Below are 14,850 nucleotides of genomic sequence, written 5' to 3' on the forward strand. Positions count from 1 at the left end.
CCACCGGGGCGAGCCGGGGACGCGGGCCATAGCAGCAATCGCCCGCCCCAACTCGCGCCCACCGTAAGGCAATACCACTTTCGGGTAGAGATCGTCGTGAACAGCGGCTTCACCAGCAGACACGGGACCACGCTGGTGCAGCCGCTGCCCACACACCCGAAGGAACCCCATGCACAGCCCGCCCCTCGCCGGAGGCACCGCAGGGCCCGCGGCCCTGCGCCCCCTCCTCGACGTCGTACTCGACGCCCTCCATCAAGGGGCGAAAACCCGGGGCGGCCCGCTGCCCCGAGGCGGCCCCCACACCGTCGCCCGCCGCGTCCACGACGCCGCCCACGACATCCTCCCCACCCACGGCACCGGCGCCGAAGAAGCCCTCAACACCGTCGTACGCACCCTCGCCGAAGGCGCCGCGGACCCCGCCGAACCGAACTGCGCCGCCCACCTCCACACCCCGCCCCTCGCCCTCGCGGCCGCCGCCGACCTCGCCGCATCAGCCCTCAACCCCTCCATGGACTCGTGGGACCAGGCCCCCGCCGCCTCCGCACTCGAAACACTCGTCACCCGCACCCTCGGCCAGGAAATCTGGCCCCACGGCGACGCCCTCATCACCACCGGCGGCACCGAGTCCAACCAACTCGCCCTCCTCCTCGCCCGCGAACACCACGGCCCCGTCCAAGTCGTGTGCGGCGCCCACACCCACCACTCCATCCACCGCGCCGCCTGGCTCCTCGGCCTGCCCGAACCCGTCGTCGTACCCGCCCCCACCGGCACCACCGACCTTGCCGCCCTCGACGACGCCCTCACCCACCTCCACCACCCCCTCCTCGTCGTCGCCACCGCCGGCACCACCGACACCGGCGCCATCGACCCCCTGCCCGCCATCGCCGACCTCTGCGCCACCCACCACGCCCCCCTCCACGTGGACGCCGCCTACGGCGGACCCCTCCTGTTCAGCGACCAGCACCGACACAAACTCGCAGGCATCGAGCACGCCCACACCGTCACCCTCGACCTGCACAAACTCGGCTGGCAACCCGTCGCCGCCGGCCTCCTCGCCGTCGCCGACCCCCACCACCTCACCCCCCTCGGCCACACCGCCGACTACCTCAACGCCGACGACGACACCGACGCCGGCCTCCCCGACCTCCTCGGCCGCTCCCCGCGCACCACCCGCCGCCCCGACGTCCTCAAAATCGCCGTCACCCTCCGAGCCCTCGGCCGCGACGGCCTCGCCCACCTCGTCGACCGCGTCTGCGCCGCCGCCCGCGAACTGGCCCAACTCATCGACGAACACCCCCAGTTGGAGCTCTACGAACACCCCGCCATCTCCACCGTCCTCTTCCGCCCCCAAGGCGCCACCGACGACGCCGTCGCCCACATCCGCCGCACCCTGCTCACCGACGGCACCGCCGTCCTCGGCCGCGCCCGCGCCGACGGCCGCCTCTGGCTCAAAGCCACCCTCCTCAACCCCCACCTCACCCCCCACGACCTGCACACCCTCCTCGAAACCACCCTCAGCGCCACCACGGAAGGCACCCCCCGATGACCCCCCAACCCCCCACCCCCGAAGAACGCCCCCACGACGTCGTCGGCATCGGCATCGGCCCCTTCAACCTCTCCCTCGCCGCCCTCGCCCACGGCCTACCCGGCGGACTCGACACCGCCTTCTACGAACAACACCGCGCCTTCCACTGGCACCCCGGCCTCCTCATCGAAGGCGCCACCCTCCAAGTCCCCTTCCTCGCCGACCTCGTGACCCTTATCGACCCCGCCAGCCCCTGGTCCTTCCTCAACTACCTCAAGCACCGCGAACGGCTCTTCCCGTTCTACTTCGCCGAAAAATTCCACATCCAGCGCACCGAATACGACGCCTACTGCCGCTGGGTCAGCGAAAACCTCACCTGCCTCCACTTCTCCCACCAGGTCGACGCCGTCCGCTGGAACCCCGAACACGCCCTCTTCGAAATCGACTTCACCCAACTCGACGCCCACGGCGAAGCCGAAGCACTCGGCCGCTCCTACGCCCGCAACCTGGTCGTCGGCGTCGGCACCGAACCCCACGTCCCCGAACCCCTCAAACCCCTCGCCGACGCCCCCGCCGTCCCCGTCATCCACTCCGCCGACTACCTCGACCACCGCGAACGACTCCTCACCGCCGACCACATCACCGTCATCGGCTCCGGCCAGTCGGGCGCCGAAGTCTTCCTCGACCTGCTCCGGGCCCGCCCCGCCGGCGCCGAAAAAATCACCTGGCTCGCCCGCACCGAAGCCTTCGCACCCATGGAGTACTCCAAGCTCGGCCTCGAACACTTCACCCCCGACTACACCCGCTACTTCCACGCCCTGCCCGAAGCCGTACGCGACCAGCTCCTGCCCCGCCAATGGCAGCTCCACAAAGGCATCGACGCCGACACCATGGCCGCCATCCACGACGAGCTCTACCGCCGCACCCAGCACGGCGGCTGGCCCGACGTCACCATGACCCCCGGCGTCTGCGTACGCACCGCAGGACGCGTCGCCACCACCAAGGTCGAACTCCACCTCGAACACACCCAGCAAGGCGTACGCGACCGCCTCACCACCGACGCCGTCGTCCTCGCCACCGGCTACCGCGAACGCCCCCTCGGCCACCTGCTCGCCGGACTCGACCCCTACATGCGCTACGACAGTTCCGAACGCCCCTGCATCGACGAAGAGTTCAAACTCCTCCTCGACAACTCCGTCACCGGAAACGTCTACATCCAGAACGCCGAAAAACACACCCACGGCGTCGGCGCCCCCGACCTCGGCCTCGCCGCCTGGCGCAGCGCCACCATCCTCAACTCCCTCACCGGCAAAGAGCCCTACCCCCTGCCCACCCGCACCTCATTCACCACCTTCGGCCTCGGAAAAAAGAACCAGGCCCGCCCGGCACAACAGCCAGGGGGCCTGGTACCGCTCGTCGAACAGCGGTGACACACAACGAGCCGACGGCTCAGAACACGGCAACACCGTTCTGCGTCAGCTTCCAGTCCACCGAAGCGAACTCCGCCTGATCGATGACACCCTTCGCCCTCACCCACGCGATCATCGTGTTACGGATCTCGTCGGAGTTCGCCCACAACTGCTTGGCGGTGGCCACCCCCGGGAAATTACCGCCACCATTGGCCCGGTAATTGTTCACTGCCAGCACGAACTGCGCCTTGTCGTCCAACGGCTTGCCGTCGAACATCACCTTCGAAACCCGCGAACCGGCCGGCTTCGCGATGTCCACCTCGTACGACACACCACGCACCACGTCGTAGTTGTAATCCGGCGTGTTGTCCGCGTTCGTGATCTTCGCAGGATCCACCGCGCCCGTCGTCTGCACGTAGTAGTTCGCCGAGAACTCCAGATACGCCCGCACCTGAGCACCCGTCAGAAGCCGCGCCTCCAACGTGTTCTCGTACACATACAGACCCGCCACATCCTTGATCGTCACCTGGCCCGCCGGAATCACCGCCGACCGGGAGAAACAGGCGGCCTGCGACAGCACGGGCAGCGACTTGTACTCGGTCGACGCCAGCGCCGCCTTCACCGTCTCCGCCTGAATGTGATTGATCAGATCGATGATCGGCACATCCTTGTACGGAGCCTCCGCCGACCGCATCTGGGCACCATTGGTGCCCACCACCTGGTTCACATACGCCACGACCTTGTCGTGCTCCGCCTTCACCAGCCTCGACACCACCGGGTCCTCGGCCACCGCATTGGCGTTCCGCACATCCGCCGTCACCGACGTCACATGCCAACGCCCCCGCGAAAACTCAAGCGCGAAATCGAAGACACTCAGCCGCATACCCCACATGTACGGCTCGGAAAGCACCACCGACTTACCGGTCTCCTTGTTCACCACCGTCCGCGACGCCACCTCCTTGTGCGTGTGACCCACCAGAATCGCGTCAATACCCGGCACCTGCTCCGCCACCAACGACGACGCGTTCTCCGGATACGGCAACGCGTCCCCGTACGACGTACTGCCGTCAAGACCCGAATGATCCGTACAGATCACCACGTCACAACCCAGCGCCCGCAACTTCGGCACATAGATCTTCGCCTGCTCCACAAGACCCGGGAACGTCATCTTCCCCTGCACATTGGCCTTGTCCCAGATCGCGATCCCCGGATTCGTCAGACCCAGGATCCCCACCTTCACATCCGGCCCGTGCGGCACCTTCAGACGGCACACCGTGTACGGAGGAAACGCCGGCTTCAACGTCTTCGCATCCAGCGCATTCGCGCCAAGCAGAGGGAAGTTCAACTGCTCCTGGAACGCCCGCAGCGTCGGAATGCCGTAATTGAACTCGTGATTGCCGAGCGCGGCCGCGTCGTAGCGCATGTGGTTCATCGCCAGCGCCATCGGATGCTCCGGGCCCCGCTTGCCGCCCGAACCCGTGATCGGCTCCACCCGCGCGTAGTAGTACGACAGTTGCGTGCCCTGGATGATGTCACCCGCATCGATCAACAGCGTGTTGTGACGGCCCTTCTCCTTACGGACCTGATCCACCAACGTCGAGATCTTCGCCAGACCCACGTCGTTGTGCCCCGCGTCGTCGTACTCCTTGTCCGTGAAGTAGTCCCAGTTGAAGACATGGCCGTGCAGATCCGTCGTGCCCATCACAGAGAACGCGTACCGCTTCGGCGGACGTCCGTGCCCATGGGCCGCCACATCCTGGCCACGAGCCTCGGCCTCGGCGGGCAACGCCGTACCCCCCACAACGGCCACCCCGGCCCCTGCGGCGGCCGTAGTGCCCAGGAACGTCCTGCGGTTCAGCGGCATGGTCTTCTCCCTGAAGTCGTGTGACGCGCGTAGAAGTTGCACCCAGCGGCGACGCGCGTAGACCCACGGATTCTGACGCAACAGCAACCACCCGCAACACCCCCCGCAGGTTTCGATTCGATGACCGGCACCTGACAGAACGGGATGTCACAGTGAAGCCATGACCAACCCCCAGCCCTACGGCACACCCGACCAGCCACGCCTCGCCGTCCACGGCGAAGCCCACCTCGAAGTCGACCCCGAAATCGCCCGCATCAGCATCGCCATCACCACCCGCGGCCCCGACCGCCGCGCCACCCTCGACGACCTCACCCGCCGCAACACCCACGTCATCAACCTCATCAAAAGCTACGGCGACGCCATCGAAAAACTCGAAACCGGAGCCTTCTCCCTCACCCCCGAACTCACCCGCCACGGCCGCGGCGAACGCGTCCGCACCTACCACGGCACCGTCTACATCACCGCCGAACTCACCGACTTCACCGCACTCGGCGAACTCACCACCCGCCTCGCCGACCTCGAACTCACCCGCGTCGACGGCCCCTGGTGGGCACTGCGCCACGACTCACCCGAATACGGCAAAGTACGCCGCCAAGCCGTCCAACAAGCCGTCGTACGCGCCCGCGAATACGCCGATGCCCTCGGCGCCACCCTCGCCGCCCTCGTCGAACTCTCCGACCCCGGCGCCGAAACCCCCACCACCGGCTACGGCCGCCCCACCGGCGGCATGGCCTTCCGCGCCGCAGCCCCCGGCGCCGCCGAACCCGCCCCCGCCCTCGACCTCGAACCCCAACGCCAATCCATCCACGCCCGCGTCAACGCCCGCTTCATCATGACCCCGCCAAAACTCTGACACCCGAACACACCCCGTAGCGCGGACACACGCCGGGCGCCCCGAAATGCTCATCGGAGCGCCCCCGCGCACAATTCAACACTTGTCAACCACCCTTCACGCAAAGGTTGTTGAGCAGTAACCCCAGCCCAAATCCCTACCCACCGGTAAGCCCTAGGCTCAAACCATGCGCCGAGCCAAAATCGTCTGCACCCTAGGGCCCGCCACCAACACATACGACCAGATCAAAGCCCTGGTCGAAGCCGGAATGGACGTAGCCCGCTTCAACCTCAGCCACGGCACCTACGCCGACCACGAAGAGCGCTACCAACACGTCCGCAAAGCCTCCGACGAAACCGGCCACAACGTCGGCATCCTCGCCGATCTTCAAGGCCCGAAGATCCGCCTCGGACACTTCACCGAAGGCCCCGTACTCCTTGAACGCGGCGACCAGTTCACCATCACCACCGAACCCGACACCCAAGGCGACCGCCACCTCTGCGGCACCACCTACCCCGGCCTCGCCGCCGACGTCACCACCGGCGAACGCATCCTCGTCGACGACGGCAAAGTCGCCCTCCAAGTCACCGGCATCGACGGACCCCAAGTCCACACCCTCGTCACCGAAGGCGGCATGGTCTCCGACCACAAAGGCCTCAACCTCCCCGGAGTCGCCGTCTCCGTACCCGCCCTCTCCGAAAAAGACCAGGACGACCTCCGCTGGGCCCTGCGCACCGGAGCCGACATCATCGCCCTCTCCTTCGTCCGCAGCGGCCGCGACATCGAAGACGTCCACCGCATCATGGACGAAGAAGGCCGACGCCTCCCCGTCATCGCCAAAATCGAAAAACCCCAGGCCGTCGACAACATCGACGACATCGTCGCCGCCTTCGACGGCATCATGGTCGCCCGCGGCGACCTCGGCGTCGAAATGCCCCTGGAACTCGTCCCGATCGTCCAAAAGCGAGCCATCAAGCTGGCGAAACGCAACGCCAAGCCCGTCATCGTCGCCACCCAAATGCTCGACTCAATGATCGACAACTCCCGCCCCACCAGGGCCGAAGCGAGCGACGTCGCCAACGCCGTCATCGACGGCACCGACGCGGTGATGCTCTCCGGCGAGACCAGCGTCGGCAAGTACCCCGTCGAAACGGTGCGCACGATGGGCCGCATCGTAGAAGCGGCGGAAGAAGACGTCCTGGCCAAGGGCCTGCCCCCGCTCACCGAACGCAACAAGCCCCGCACCCAGGGCGGCGCGGTGGCCCGAGCGGCCGCCGAAATGGGCGACTTCCTCGGCGCGAAATTCCTCGTCGCCTTCACCCAGTCCGGAGACACAGTCAAGCGCCTCTCCCGCTACCGCTCCCCGATCCCGCTCCTCGCCTTCACCCCGGTGCCGGCCACCCGCTCCCAGCTCAACCTCACGTGGGGCGTGGAGACGTTCCTCGGCCCGCACGTCGAATCCACCGACGAGATGGTGGCCCAGGTCGACGAGATGCTCCTGAAGGTGGGCCGCTGCAAGAAGGGCGACGTGGTCGTCATCACGGCGGGCTCCCCGCCGGGGGTTCCGGGCTCGACGAACCTGGTCCGCGTCCACCACATCGGCGAGGACGACAGCCCCAAGTAACCCTGGGCCACGGCCCCTTGCCCCACCCTTTGCAGGGGGCCCTCGTTAGTATTTGGGACCTATGTGCTGGTCCATGAGCTCTACTGAGTGCCGCTTCGCGACGGATATGTTGTACGGCTGCCCCTGACGAGTGCAGTGCCGCCACTCGATGCCCAGTCGATCGAGGGTGTCGGTATAGAGCTGCCGGATGTCGTCCGACATGTTGGTGAACCAGTAGCGCGGGTACTCGTAGCGCTTCTTCTCGCCGCCGACTATGCGGGTGGTCCAGTTGGTGGCGCGGCAGCCGTCGGAGTGGATGAGGCCTCGGACGAATTCCCAGGGATGGGCGTCGACGATGTCCTGCTGCCAGGGTTGGAGCGCGATGCGCCGCTCGTGCTTCTTGCCGGGGCCGTGCTGAGGAAACATGCAAGTCCAGTGCCGCGTAAAGGACTTGACCTCGACACACCCCTGCCTCTGTCTCCTCTTGACGCTGGACAGGGGCATGACCGACCGCATTGCCTGTTCGGCAGCATCGATCAGGCCGGTCTGGGCGGCGTTGCAGAAGATGGACAGGTGGTGCTGCTTGGGCTTCGAGATGATGTGCCCGTCGCCCAGGTAGAGGCCCAGCAAGTAGGCGTACGCCACGCGATCGAAATCCCGCCCCGTGCATTGCGGGCAGTCAGTGGGGGGCTTGTACGTTTCGCCGCGGCGTCGGCGGTCCTCGTGGCGCCACCACCCGACCGTGCCCCGGGGCACACTCAGATGTTCGGCCACGGCTCTGTTGGCCATGCCCTGCCGCAGCAGAGTGACGGCTTCGTTACGTATCGAAGAGGTGTGCTGCTCCATGGCTGCGACATTTGCCGCATGCACCGCTTACGGCAGCGATTCGACCACGTGTTCACTAGGTCGAGTGAAGATCCCCAAGTATCTGGTGAACCTGGAAATCGAAGGAGAAGTGCCCCGAGTCGGATTCGAACCGACGCTGTATGGGTTTTGAATCCATGGCCTCTACCGCTGGGCTACCGGGGCCCCTTCGAAACGAAGGATACCGGAGACCCCTCGTGTCTCAAACATACAGGAGCTAGGTAGGCTCATGCAGCAGCACCTGCCTTAAATAAGGAGCCCCCGTGACCGCCCCCGAGTCGCCCCAGCCCATCGCAGACGACGACGATGCGACGCACGTCCCCCCGCTGACGACCCGCGTCGTCATCGCCGAGGACGAGGCCCTCATCCGGCTCGACCTCAAAGAGATGCTCGAAGAAGAGGGCTACGCGGTCGTGGGCGAGGCCGGTGACGGGCAGCGGGCCGTCGAGCTGGCCCGGGAGCACCGGCCGGATCTGGTGATCCTGGATGTGAAGATGCCCGTCCTGGACGGGATCTCCGCCGCCGAGCTGATCGCGAAGGAGTCGATCGCCCCGGTGCTCATGCTGACGGCGTTCAGTCAGCGGGACCTGGTCGAGCGGGCGCGGGACGCCGGTGCGATGGCGTACCTCGTGAAGCCGTTCTCCAAGAGCGATGTCGTGCCGGCGATCGAGATGGCGGTGTCGCGGTTCACGGAGTTGAAGGCGTTGGAGCAGGAGGTCGCGGACCTCTCGCAGCGTTTGGAGACGCGGAAGTTGGTGGATCGGGCGAAGTCGGTGCTGCAGACGCAGTACGGGTTGTCGGAGCCGGCAGCGTTCCGGTGGATTCAGAAGACGTCGATGGATCGGCGTATGTCGATGCAGCAGGTGGCCGAGGCGGTTATTGAGGACGCCGAGGAGAAGAAGGCGGCGAAGGGCCAGTAAGCCCCGAGTACTGAAAAGAGTGGCCCGTATCCGGCACCCCGGATGCGGGCCACTCTCGTGCGTACCCGGAATTCAGTCTTCGCCGAGGTAGGCCTTGCGGACGGATTCGTCGTGGAGGAGGTCCTGGCCGGTTCCGGAGAGGACGATTTTGCCGATTTCCATGACGTGTCCGTGGTCGGCGAGGGAGAGTGCGGCTTGGGCGTTCTGTTCGACGAGCAGGATGGTGGTGCCTTGTGCTTTGAGCTCGGTGATGGTCGCCATGATCTTTTGCATCATGATCGGGGAGAGGCCCATCGACGGTTCGTCGAGCATCAGGAGCTTCGGCTGGGACATGAGTGCGCGGCCCATGGCGAGCATTTGTTGTTCGCCGCCGGAGAGGGTGCCTGCGGCTTGCTTTCGGCGTTCTCCGAGGATGGGGAAGAGGTCGTAGGCGCGCTGGATGTCTTTTTCGATGCCTGCTTTGTCGTCGCGGAGGTAGGCGCCGAGGCGGAGGTTGTCCTCGATGGTCATGCGGGGGAAGATGTGGCGGCCTTCGGGGGAGTGGGCCATTCCGAGGGCGACGATTTTGTGTGCGGGGACGTTCTTGAGTGGTTTGCCGTCGAATTTGATGTGTCCGGCGAGGGGTTCGAGGAGGCCGGAGAGGGTGCGCAGGGTGGTGGTTTTGCCGGCGCCGTTGGTGCCGATGAGGGTGACGACCTGGCCTGCTTCGACGCTGAAGGAGATGCCTTTTACGGCTTCGATTTTGCCGTAGGCGACCCGGAGGTCCTCGACTTCGAGGAGTGCGGTCACGGGGTGTCTCCTTCGGTGCTGGTGGTGCTCTGCGCCGTTTCTGCTGCTTCTACTTCGGCGAGTTCCTCGTCTCCGGGTGCGCCTTCGAAGGGGGTGCCGAGGTAGGCGGCGATGACGCGTTCGTCGGCTTGGACGATGTCGGGGGTGCCTTCGACGAGTTTTTCGCCTTGGACGAGGACGGAGACGCGGTCGCAGAGGTTCATGATGAAGCGCATGTCGTGCTCGATGACGAGGACGGCGATGCCTTGGTCGCGGATGGCGAAGATGAGTTCTTCGGCGGCGCGGGTTTCTTGGGGGTTCATGCCGGCGGTGGGCTCGTCGAGGAGGAGGAGTCCGGGTTCGCTGGCGAGGGCGCGGGCGATTTCGAGCTTGCGTTGTTCGCCGTAGGGGAGGTTGCGGGAGAGGTGGTCTGCTTTTGCGGCGAGGCCGGTGAACTCCAGGAGTTCCATGGCTCGTTCGCGTGAGGCGTTCTCCGCTTTTTTGAATCCGGGGAGCCTGAGGAGTGCGGACCAGAGGCCTTCTTTGGTGCGGGTGTGGCGGCCGACGAGGACGTTTTCCAGGACGGTCATGTTGGGGAACAGGCGGATGTTCTGGAAGGTGCGGGCGACGCCGGCTTTGGTGACGAGGTGGGGCTTTGGGGGGAGGACGGTGTCCTTGTACGTCACCTTTCCTTCGGTGGGGACGTACAGGCCGGTGAGGCAGTTGAAGAAGGTGGTTTTGCCTGCGCCGTTGGGTCCGATGAGGCCGATGATTTCGCCGCTGTTGACGGTGAGGTCGACGTTTCGTACGGCGGTGAGTCCGCCGAAGCGCATGGTGACGCCGCTGGCGTGGAGGACGGTGTTGGTCGTGGTGGTCATGCTGGTCACGCCCCCGCCTTGGTGACGCCGACGGGTGTGTCGGTGAGGCCCTCGTCGGGTACGTCGAGTTGGCCGGTTTCGTGGAATTCGAGCTTTTTCCTGCGGTCGGCGACGATGCCTTCGGGGCGCAGGCGCATGAGGACGATGAGGGCGACTCCGAAGAGGAGGAGCTGGTAGTCCTGCATGAATTGGAGTTTGGCCGGGATGAGGTAGAGCAGTGAGGCGCCGATGAGGGGTCCGCTCATGGTTCCCATGCCGCCGAGGATGACGGCGGCGAGGAGGAAGGCGGAGTTGGGGGGTACGGATCCGGCGAATTGGTACTGCTCGGGGGTGACGGTGCTGGTGAGGTGGCCTTGTACGGTGCCGGCGAGTCCGGCGAGGGTGGCGCCGAGTGCGAAGGCGATGAGTTTGACGCGGAAGCCGTTGATGCCCATGGCGGTGGCGGCGGTTTCGTCTTCGCGGATGGCGACCCAGGCGCGGCCGATGCGGCTGTCGGCGCTGCGGCGGAAGACGGTGACGACTACGAGGGTGATGACGAGCATCAGGAGGTAGTAGTTGCCGGGTTTGCCGAGGGTGAAGCCGGCGACGTCGTGGGGGACGCCGAGGTCGTATCCGAAGATGGTGATGTCGGGGATGGCGGGGATGCCTCGGGAGCCGTTGGTGACGTTGGGTCCGCTGTTCCCGTTGAGGTTGTTCATGGTGATGCGGAAGATCTCACCGAAGCCGAGGGTGACGATGGCGAGGTAGTCGCCGCGTAGCCGCAGGGTGGGGGCGCCGATGAGGACGCCGAAGATGAGGGATGCGCCGGCGCCGACGAGGATGGCTGCCCAGAACGGGAAGTGGACGCCGAGGCTGGATTGGCTGGCGCCGGAGACGAGGGCTGCGGCGTAGGCGCCGACGCCGAGGAAGGCGACGTAGCCGAGGTCGAGGAGTCCGGCGAGGCCGACGACGACGTTGAGGCCGAGGGCGACGGTGGCGAAGATGAGGATGTTGGCGCCGATGAGGGCGTATTCGTCGCTGTTCTGGGTGAAGGGGAAGCAGATGGCGGCGACGAAGGCGGCGCTGAGGGTGACGGTGCGGTGTTGTGCGGTGAGTGCGGAGAGGCGGGCGATGAGGCCTGCCTGGGTGAGGGCGGCGAACGTGAACGCGGCGGTGATGAGGAAGCCGATGAACAGTTCGGTGTATTCGGTGTCGATGCCGTAGGCGAAGACGTAGAGGCCGATGGCGAAGGCGGCGACGATGATGAGGATGCCGGCCCAGTCGGGGATGGTTTTGGCGGGGCGGGGGCTGGGGGCGGCGAGGGTGTGGCGGATGCGTTGCCAGGCGTTGTCGCCGGTGGTGTCGGTGCCGGGTGTGTCGCCGGGGAGGGCGAAGGCGCCGAGGGCGGCGATGAGGGCGCCGATGCCGGAGACGTAGGCGCCGGGTTCGAGGTTGACGATGCCGCCGAGTTCGCTGGAGATGGCGCCGAGGGTGTAGCCGGTGGTGCCGAGGGTGGCGAGGGCGAGCAGGCGCAGGGGTGCGTTGGTGGCGGCGGGGGTGAGCCAGCGCAGTCCTTGGACGCCGTATCCGGAGAGGGCGAAGAGGATGGTGAGGGCTGCGGTGGTGAGGGTGAGGAGTTGGAGGCCGCCGGGGTAGCCGGTGACGGTGAGGTCGCCGGGGAAGTCGCTGGTCCAGGTCCAGGCGAGGAAGGTGCCGATGAGGGCGATGGCGGCGCCTGCGGTGACGGCGTGCCGGGCGAGGGTGGTGGGCAGCAGCGGGATGAGCGGGGTGCCGCTGTCGTTGGCGTGGGTGGTGTTGGTGGTCATGGTGATCACGCCCTGTCCGCGACGCGTTCGCCGAGCAGGCCTTGGGGTCGTACGAGGAGGACGACGATGAGGAGGACGAAGGCCCATACGTCCTTCCAGGCGCCGCCGCCGAAGAGTTCCATGCTGGGGATGTTGCCGATGTAGCCGACGGCGAGGGATTCGGCGAGGCCGAGGACGATGCCGCCGAGCATGGCTCCGTAGATGTTGCCGATGCCGCCGAGGACTGCTGCGGTGAAGGCTTTGAGGCCCATGATGAAGCCCATGCGGAAGCCGACTTGGCCGTTGTGGAGGCCGTAGCCGACGGCTGCGATGGCGGCGAACGCGGCGCCGATGGCGAAGGCCATGACGATGATGCGGTCGGTGTTGATGCCCATGAGCTTGGCGGTGTCGGGGTCCTGGGCGGTTGCTTGCATGCCGCGGCCGGTGCGGGTCTTGGTGACGTAGAACCCGAGGGCGATCATGCAGACGGGGGCGGCGATGAGGATGAAGAGGTCGCCGCGCTGGATGTTGGCGCCGAGGACGTGGAAGGGGCTGCCGTCGAATTGAGGGAAGGAGCGGTCCTTCTTGGCGTCGGGGTACCACTTCCATACGGCCTGCTGGAGGGCGAGGGAGAGGCCGATCGCGGTGATGAGCGGGGCGAGCCGTGGTGCGTTGCGCAGGGGCCGGTAGGCGAAGCGTTCGGCTGCGGTGGCGACGAGGACGGAGACGATGACTCCGCCGATGATCATGAGGGGGATGGCGGCGAGGAGTGAGAAGCCTGCCGGGAGTGCGAGGAAGACGGTGAGAGCCCCGAAGCCCCCGACCATGAATATCTCGCCGTGGGCGAAGTTGATGAGCTGGACAATGCCGTAGACCATCGTGTAGCCGATCGCGATCAGTCCGTACATCGCGCCGAGGATGAGTCCATTGGCCAGCTGTTGCGGCAGTTCGTGCACCGCGGGGCCTCCGTGAAGTGATCGGATATGGCACCGCGCGGGAGCGCTGGTGGCGCTCCCGCGCGGTCCTTGTCAAGTGCTGGGGCGGGATGTCGCCGGGTTACGGCTTGTAGGCCTCGCTGAGCTCGGGCTTCCAGGCGCCGTCGGTGACCTTGTAGGCGGTCATCATGGTGTTGGTGGTGTCGCCGTACTGGTCGAAGGAGACGGGGCCGGTGACTCCGTCGAACTTGACCTTGCCGACGGCGTCGAGGACCTTGGCGCGCAGGTCGCCGCTGGGGAGCTTGCCGTTGTTGGCGGTGGCGACGTCCTTGACGGCCTGGATGATGGCCCAGGTGGCGTCGTAGGTGCCGCCCCCGTAGGCCTCGTAGGCGTCCTTGTAGTTGGCTGCCTTGTAGTTGGCGATGAAGCTCTTGGCGGAGTCGAGCTGCTCGACGGGCTTGCCGACGGAGGTGGCGAGGTCGCCGGCGGCCTTCTTGTTGAGCTTGATGAAGTCGGCGCTGTAGATGCCGTCGCCGCCCATGAGCGGGATGTTGGTGCCGCTGTCCTTGAGCTGCTGGCTCAGGGGGCCGGCGGCGGGGTATTCGCCGCCGTAGTAGAGGGCCTTGGCTCCGGTGTTCTTGACCTTGGCGACGATGGCGTTGAAGTCGCGGTCGTCGGGGTTGATGTGGTCGGAGCCGACGATCTTGCCGCCGAGCTTGGTGAAGGTGTCCTTGAAGGACGCGGCGAGGCCGGCGCCGTAGGTCTTCTGGTCGTCGATGAGGTAGACCGAGTCGATCTTGGCGTTGTTGAACAGGTACTTGGCGGCGAAGGCGCCCTGGACCTGGTCGGTGGTGGCGGTGCGGAAGAAGGTCTTGTAGGGGCGGACCTTGTTTCCGGTCTTCCAGCCGTCGCCCTGGGTCAGTTCGGTGCCCGTGTTGGCGGGGGATATCTGGGTCAGGCCCGCGTCGTTCAGCGGCTTCTGCATGGACTGCGAGACGCTGGAGTTGAGGGGGCCGACGACGCCGACGACGGTCTTGTCGCCGATGAACTTGGTGGCGTTCTGCTGGCCGACGGAGGGCTGGGCCTGGTCGTCGAGCGGCTGGGTCTTGAACTCGACGCCGGGGACGAGGTTCTGCTTGTTCGCCGTCTGTGCGGCGAGGTCGGCGGAGTTCTTGATGCCGAGGCCGAGGGCGGACAGGTCACCCGTGAGGGGTGCGTCGACGCCTATGACGACGGTCTGCTTCTTGCCGCTGCTGTCGTCGCCGCTTTTGTCGCGCGAACCGCAGGCGGTGAGTGTGAGTGCGCCTGTGGTGAGCACTGTGGTGAGGATGAGCAAGGAACGGTGTCGCACGATGGGTCCTTTCCCTGGCGCGGCCTCCTCGTATGCGAGGTGCCGTGTCGGTCGCCGGGCCGTACTGGGTGGTAAGGGCCGTGCAGCAGTCGCACCCGGCGGCGCGGTGACTGGCCG

12 protein-coding genes and 1 tRNA gene are annotated in these 14,850 nt (G+C 66.4%); 5 read left to right on the top strand and 8 right to left on the bottom strand.

Annotated elements, in window-relative coordinates; all coding sequences use genetic code 11:
• Window positions 1–169: 169 nt before the first annotated feature.
• Together OHA17_RS29630 and OHA17_RS29635 are read left to right on the top strand one after the other, a co-directional pair.
• The gene (locus tag OHA17_RS29630; RefSeq protein WP_406509086.1) at window positions 170–1,546 is read left to right on the top strand and encodes a pyridoxal phosphate-dependent decarboxylase family protein; all 1,377 of its coding nucleotides are present in this window, start codon (window positions 170–172) and stop codon (window positions 1,544–1,546) included.
• Entirely contained in the window at window positions 1,543–2,955 is a 1,413-nt protein-coding gene (locus tag OHA17_RS29635) for a lysine N(6)-hydroxylase/L-ornithine N(5)-oxygenase family protein (RefSeq protein ID WP_406509087.1), read from the top strand. The genes OHA17_RS29630 and OHA17_RS29635 overlap by 4 nt, the downstream gene beginning before the upstream one ends.
• Before the next feature lie 19 nt (window positions 2,956–2,974).
• Here the strand turns inward: OHA17_RS29635 and OHA17_RS29640 are convergent, their stop codons facing one another.
• Window positions 2,975–4,798, bottom strand: coding sequence for a bifunctional metallophosphatase/5'-nucleotidase (locus tag OHA17_RS29640; RefSeq protein ID WP_406509088.1), 1,824 nt, complete (start codon window positions 4,796–4,798; stop codon window positions 2,975–2,977).
• 160 nt (window positions 4,799–4,958) lie between these two features.
• Between OHA17_RS29640 and OHA17_RS29645 the strand changes: the two genes are divergently transcribed.
• Together OHA17_RS29645 and pyk are read left to right on the top strand one after the other, a co-directional pair.
• Window positions 4,959–5,651 (top strand): SIMPL domain-containing protein, encoded by a 693-nt coding sequence (locus OHA17_RS29645; RefSeq protein ID WP_406509089.1) that lies wholly within the window; start codon window positions 4,959–4,961, stop codon window positions 5,649–5,651.
• A 166-nt stretch (window positions 5,652–5,817) separates the two neighbouring features.
• Window positions 5,818–7,254, top strand: coding sequence for a pyruvate kinase (gene pyk, locus OHA17_RS29650; RefSeq protein WP_406509090.1), 1,437 nt, complete (start codon window positions 5,818–5,820; stop codon window positions 7,252–7,254).
• Between the two features lie 45 nt (window positions 7,255–7,299).
• Here the strand turns inward: pyk and OHA17_RS29655 are convergent, their stop codons facing one another.
• Together OHA17_RS29655 and OHA17_RS29660 are read right to left on the bottom strand one after the other, a co-directional pair.
• The gene (locus tag OHA17_RS29655) at window positions 7,300–8,079 is read right to left on the bottom strand and encodes a helix-turn-helix domain-containing protein (protein ID WP_406509091.1); all 780 of its coding nucleotides are present in this window, start codon (window positions 8,077–8,079) and stop codon (window positions 7,300–7,302) included.
• Between the two features lie 110 nt (window positions 8,080–8,189).
• A tRNA-Leu gene (locus tag OHA17_RS29660) sits at window positions 8,190–8,262 on the bottom strand.
• 98 nt (window positions 8,263–8,360) lie between these two features.
• Here OHA17_RS29660 and OHA17_RS29665 point away from each other — a divergent pair.
• A complete protein-coding gene (locus OHA17_RS29665; protein ID WP_398876722.1) occupies window positions 8,361–9,017 on the top strand; it encodes an ANTAR domain-containing response regulator in 657 nt (218 codons plus the stop codon).
• Between the two features lie 72 nt (window positions 9,018–9,089).
• On the opposite strand, the gene OHA17_RS29670 is transcribed toward OHA17_RS29665, so the two are convergent.
• From OHA17_RS29670 to OHA17_RS29690, 5 genes are all read right to left on the bottom strand, one after another.
• Window positions 9,090–9,806 (bottom strand): ABC transporter ATP-binding protein, encoded by a 717-nt coding sequence (locus OHA17_RS29670; RefSeq protein ID WP_398876721.1) that lies wholly within the window; start codon window positions 9,804–9,806, stop codon window positions 9,090–9,092.
• Window positions 9,803–10,663, bottom strand: a complete 861-nt coding sequence (locus OHA17_RS29675) for an ABC transporter ATP-binding protein (protein WP_406510842.1) — start codon at window positions 10,661–10,663, stop codon at window positions 9,803–9,805. The genes OHA17_RS29670 and OHA17_RS29675 overlap by 4 nt, the downstream gene beginning before the upstream one ends.
• A 5-nt stretch (window positions 10,664–10,668) precedes the next feature.
• Window positions 10,669–12,468 carry a branched-chain amino acid ABC transporter permease gene (locus OHA17_RS29680; protein WP_406509092.1) on the bottom strand — a complete coding sequence of 600 codons (1,800 nt, stop codon included), beginning with the start codon at window positions 12,466–12,468 and terminating at the stop codon, window positions 10,669–10,671.
• Between the two features lie 5 nt (window positions 12,469–12,473).
• Window positions 12,474–13,403, bottom strand: coding sequence for a branched-chain amino acid ABC transporter permease (locus tag OHA17_RS29685; RefSeq protein ID WP_053729286.1), 930 nt, complete (start codon window positions 13,401–13,403; stop codon window positions 12,474–12,476).
• A 100-nt stretch (window positions 13,404–13,503) separates the two neighbouring features.
• Complete coding sequence (locus OHA17_RS29690; RefSeq protein WP_406510843.1) at window positions 13,504–14,718, bottom strand: branched-chain amino acid ABC transporter substrate-binding protein; 1,215 nt, start codon at window positions 14,716–14,718, stop codon at window positions 13,504–13,506.
• Between the last annotated feature and the right edge of the window lie 132 nt (window positions 14,719–14,850).

The sequence above is a fragment of the Streptomyces sp. NBC_00212 genome (assembly GCF_045206365.1).
Lineage (GTDB): Bacteria > Actinomycetota > Actinomycetes > Streptomycetales > Streptomycetaceae > Streptomyces.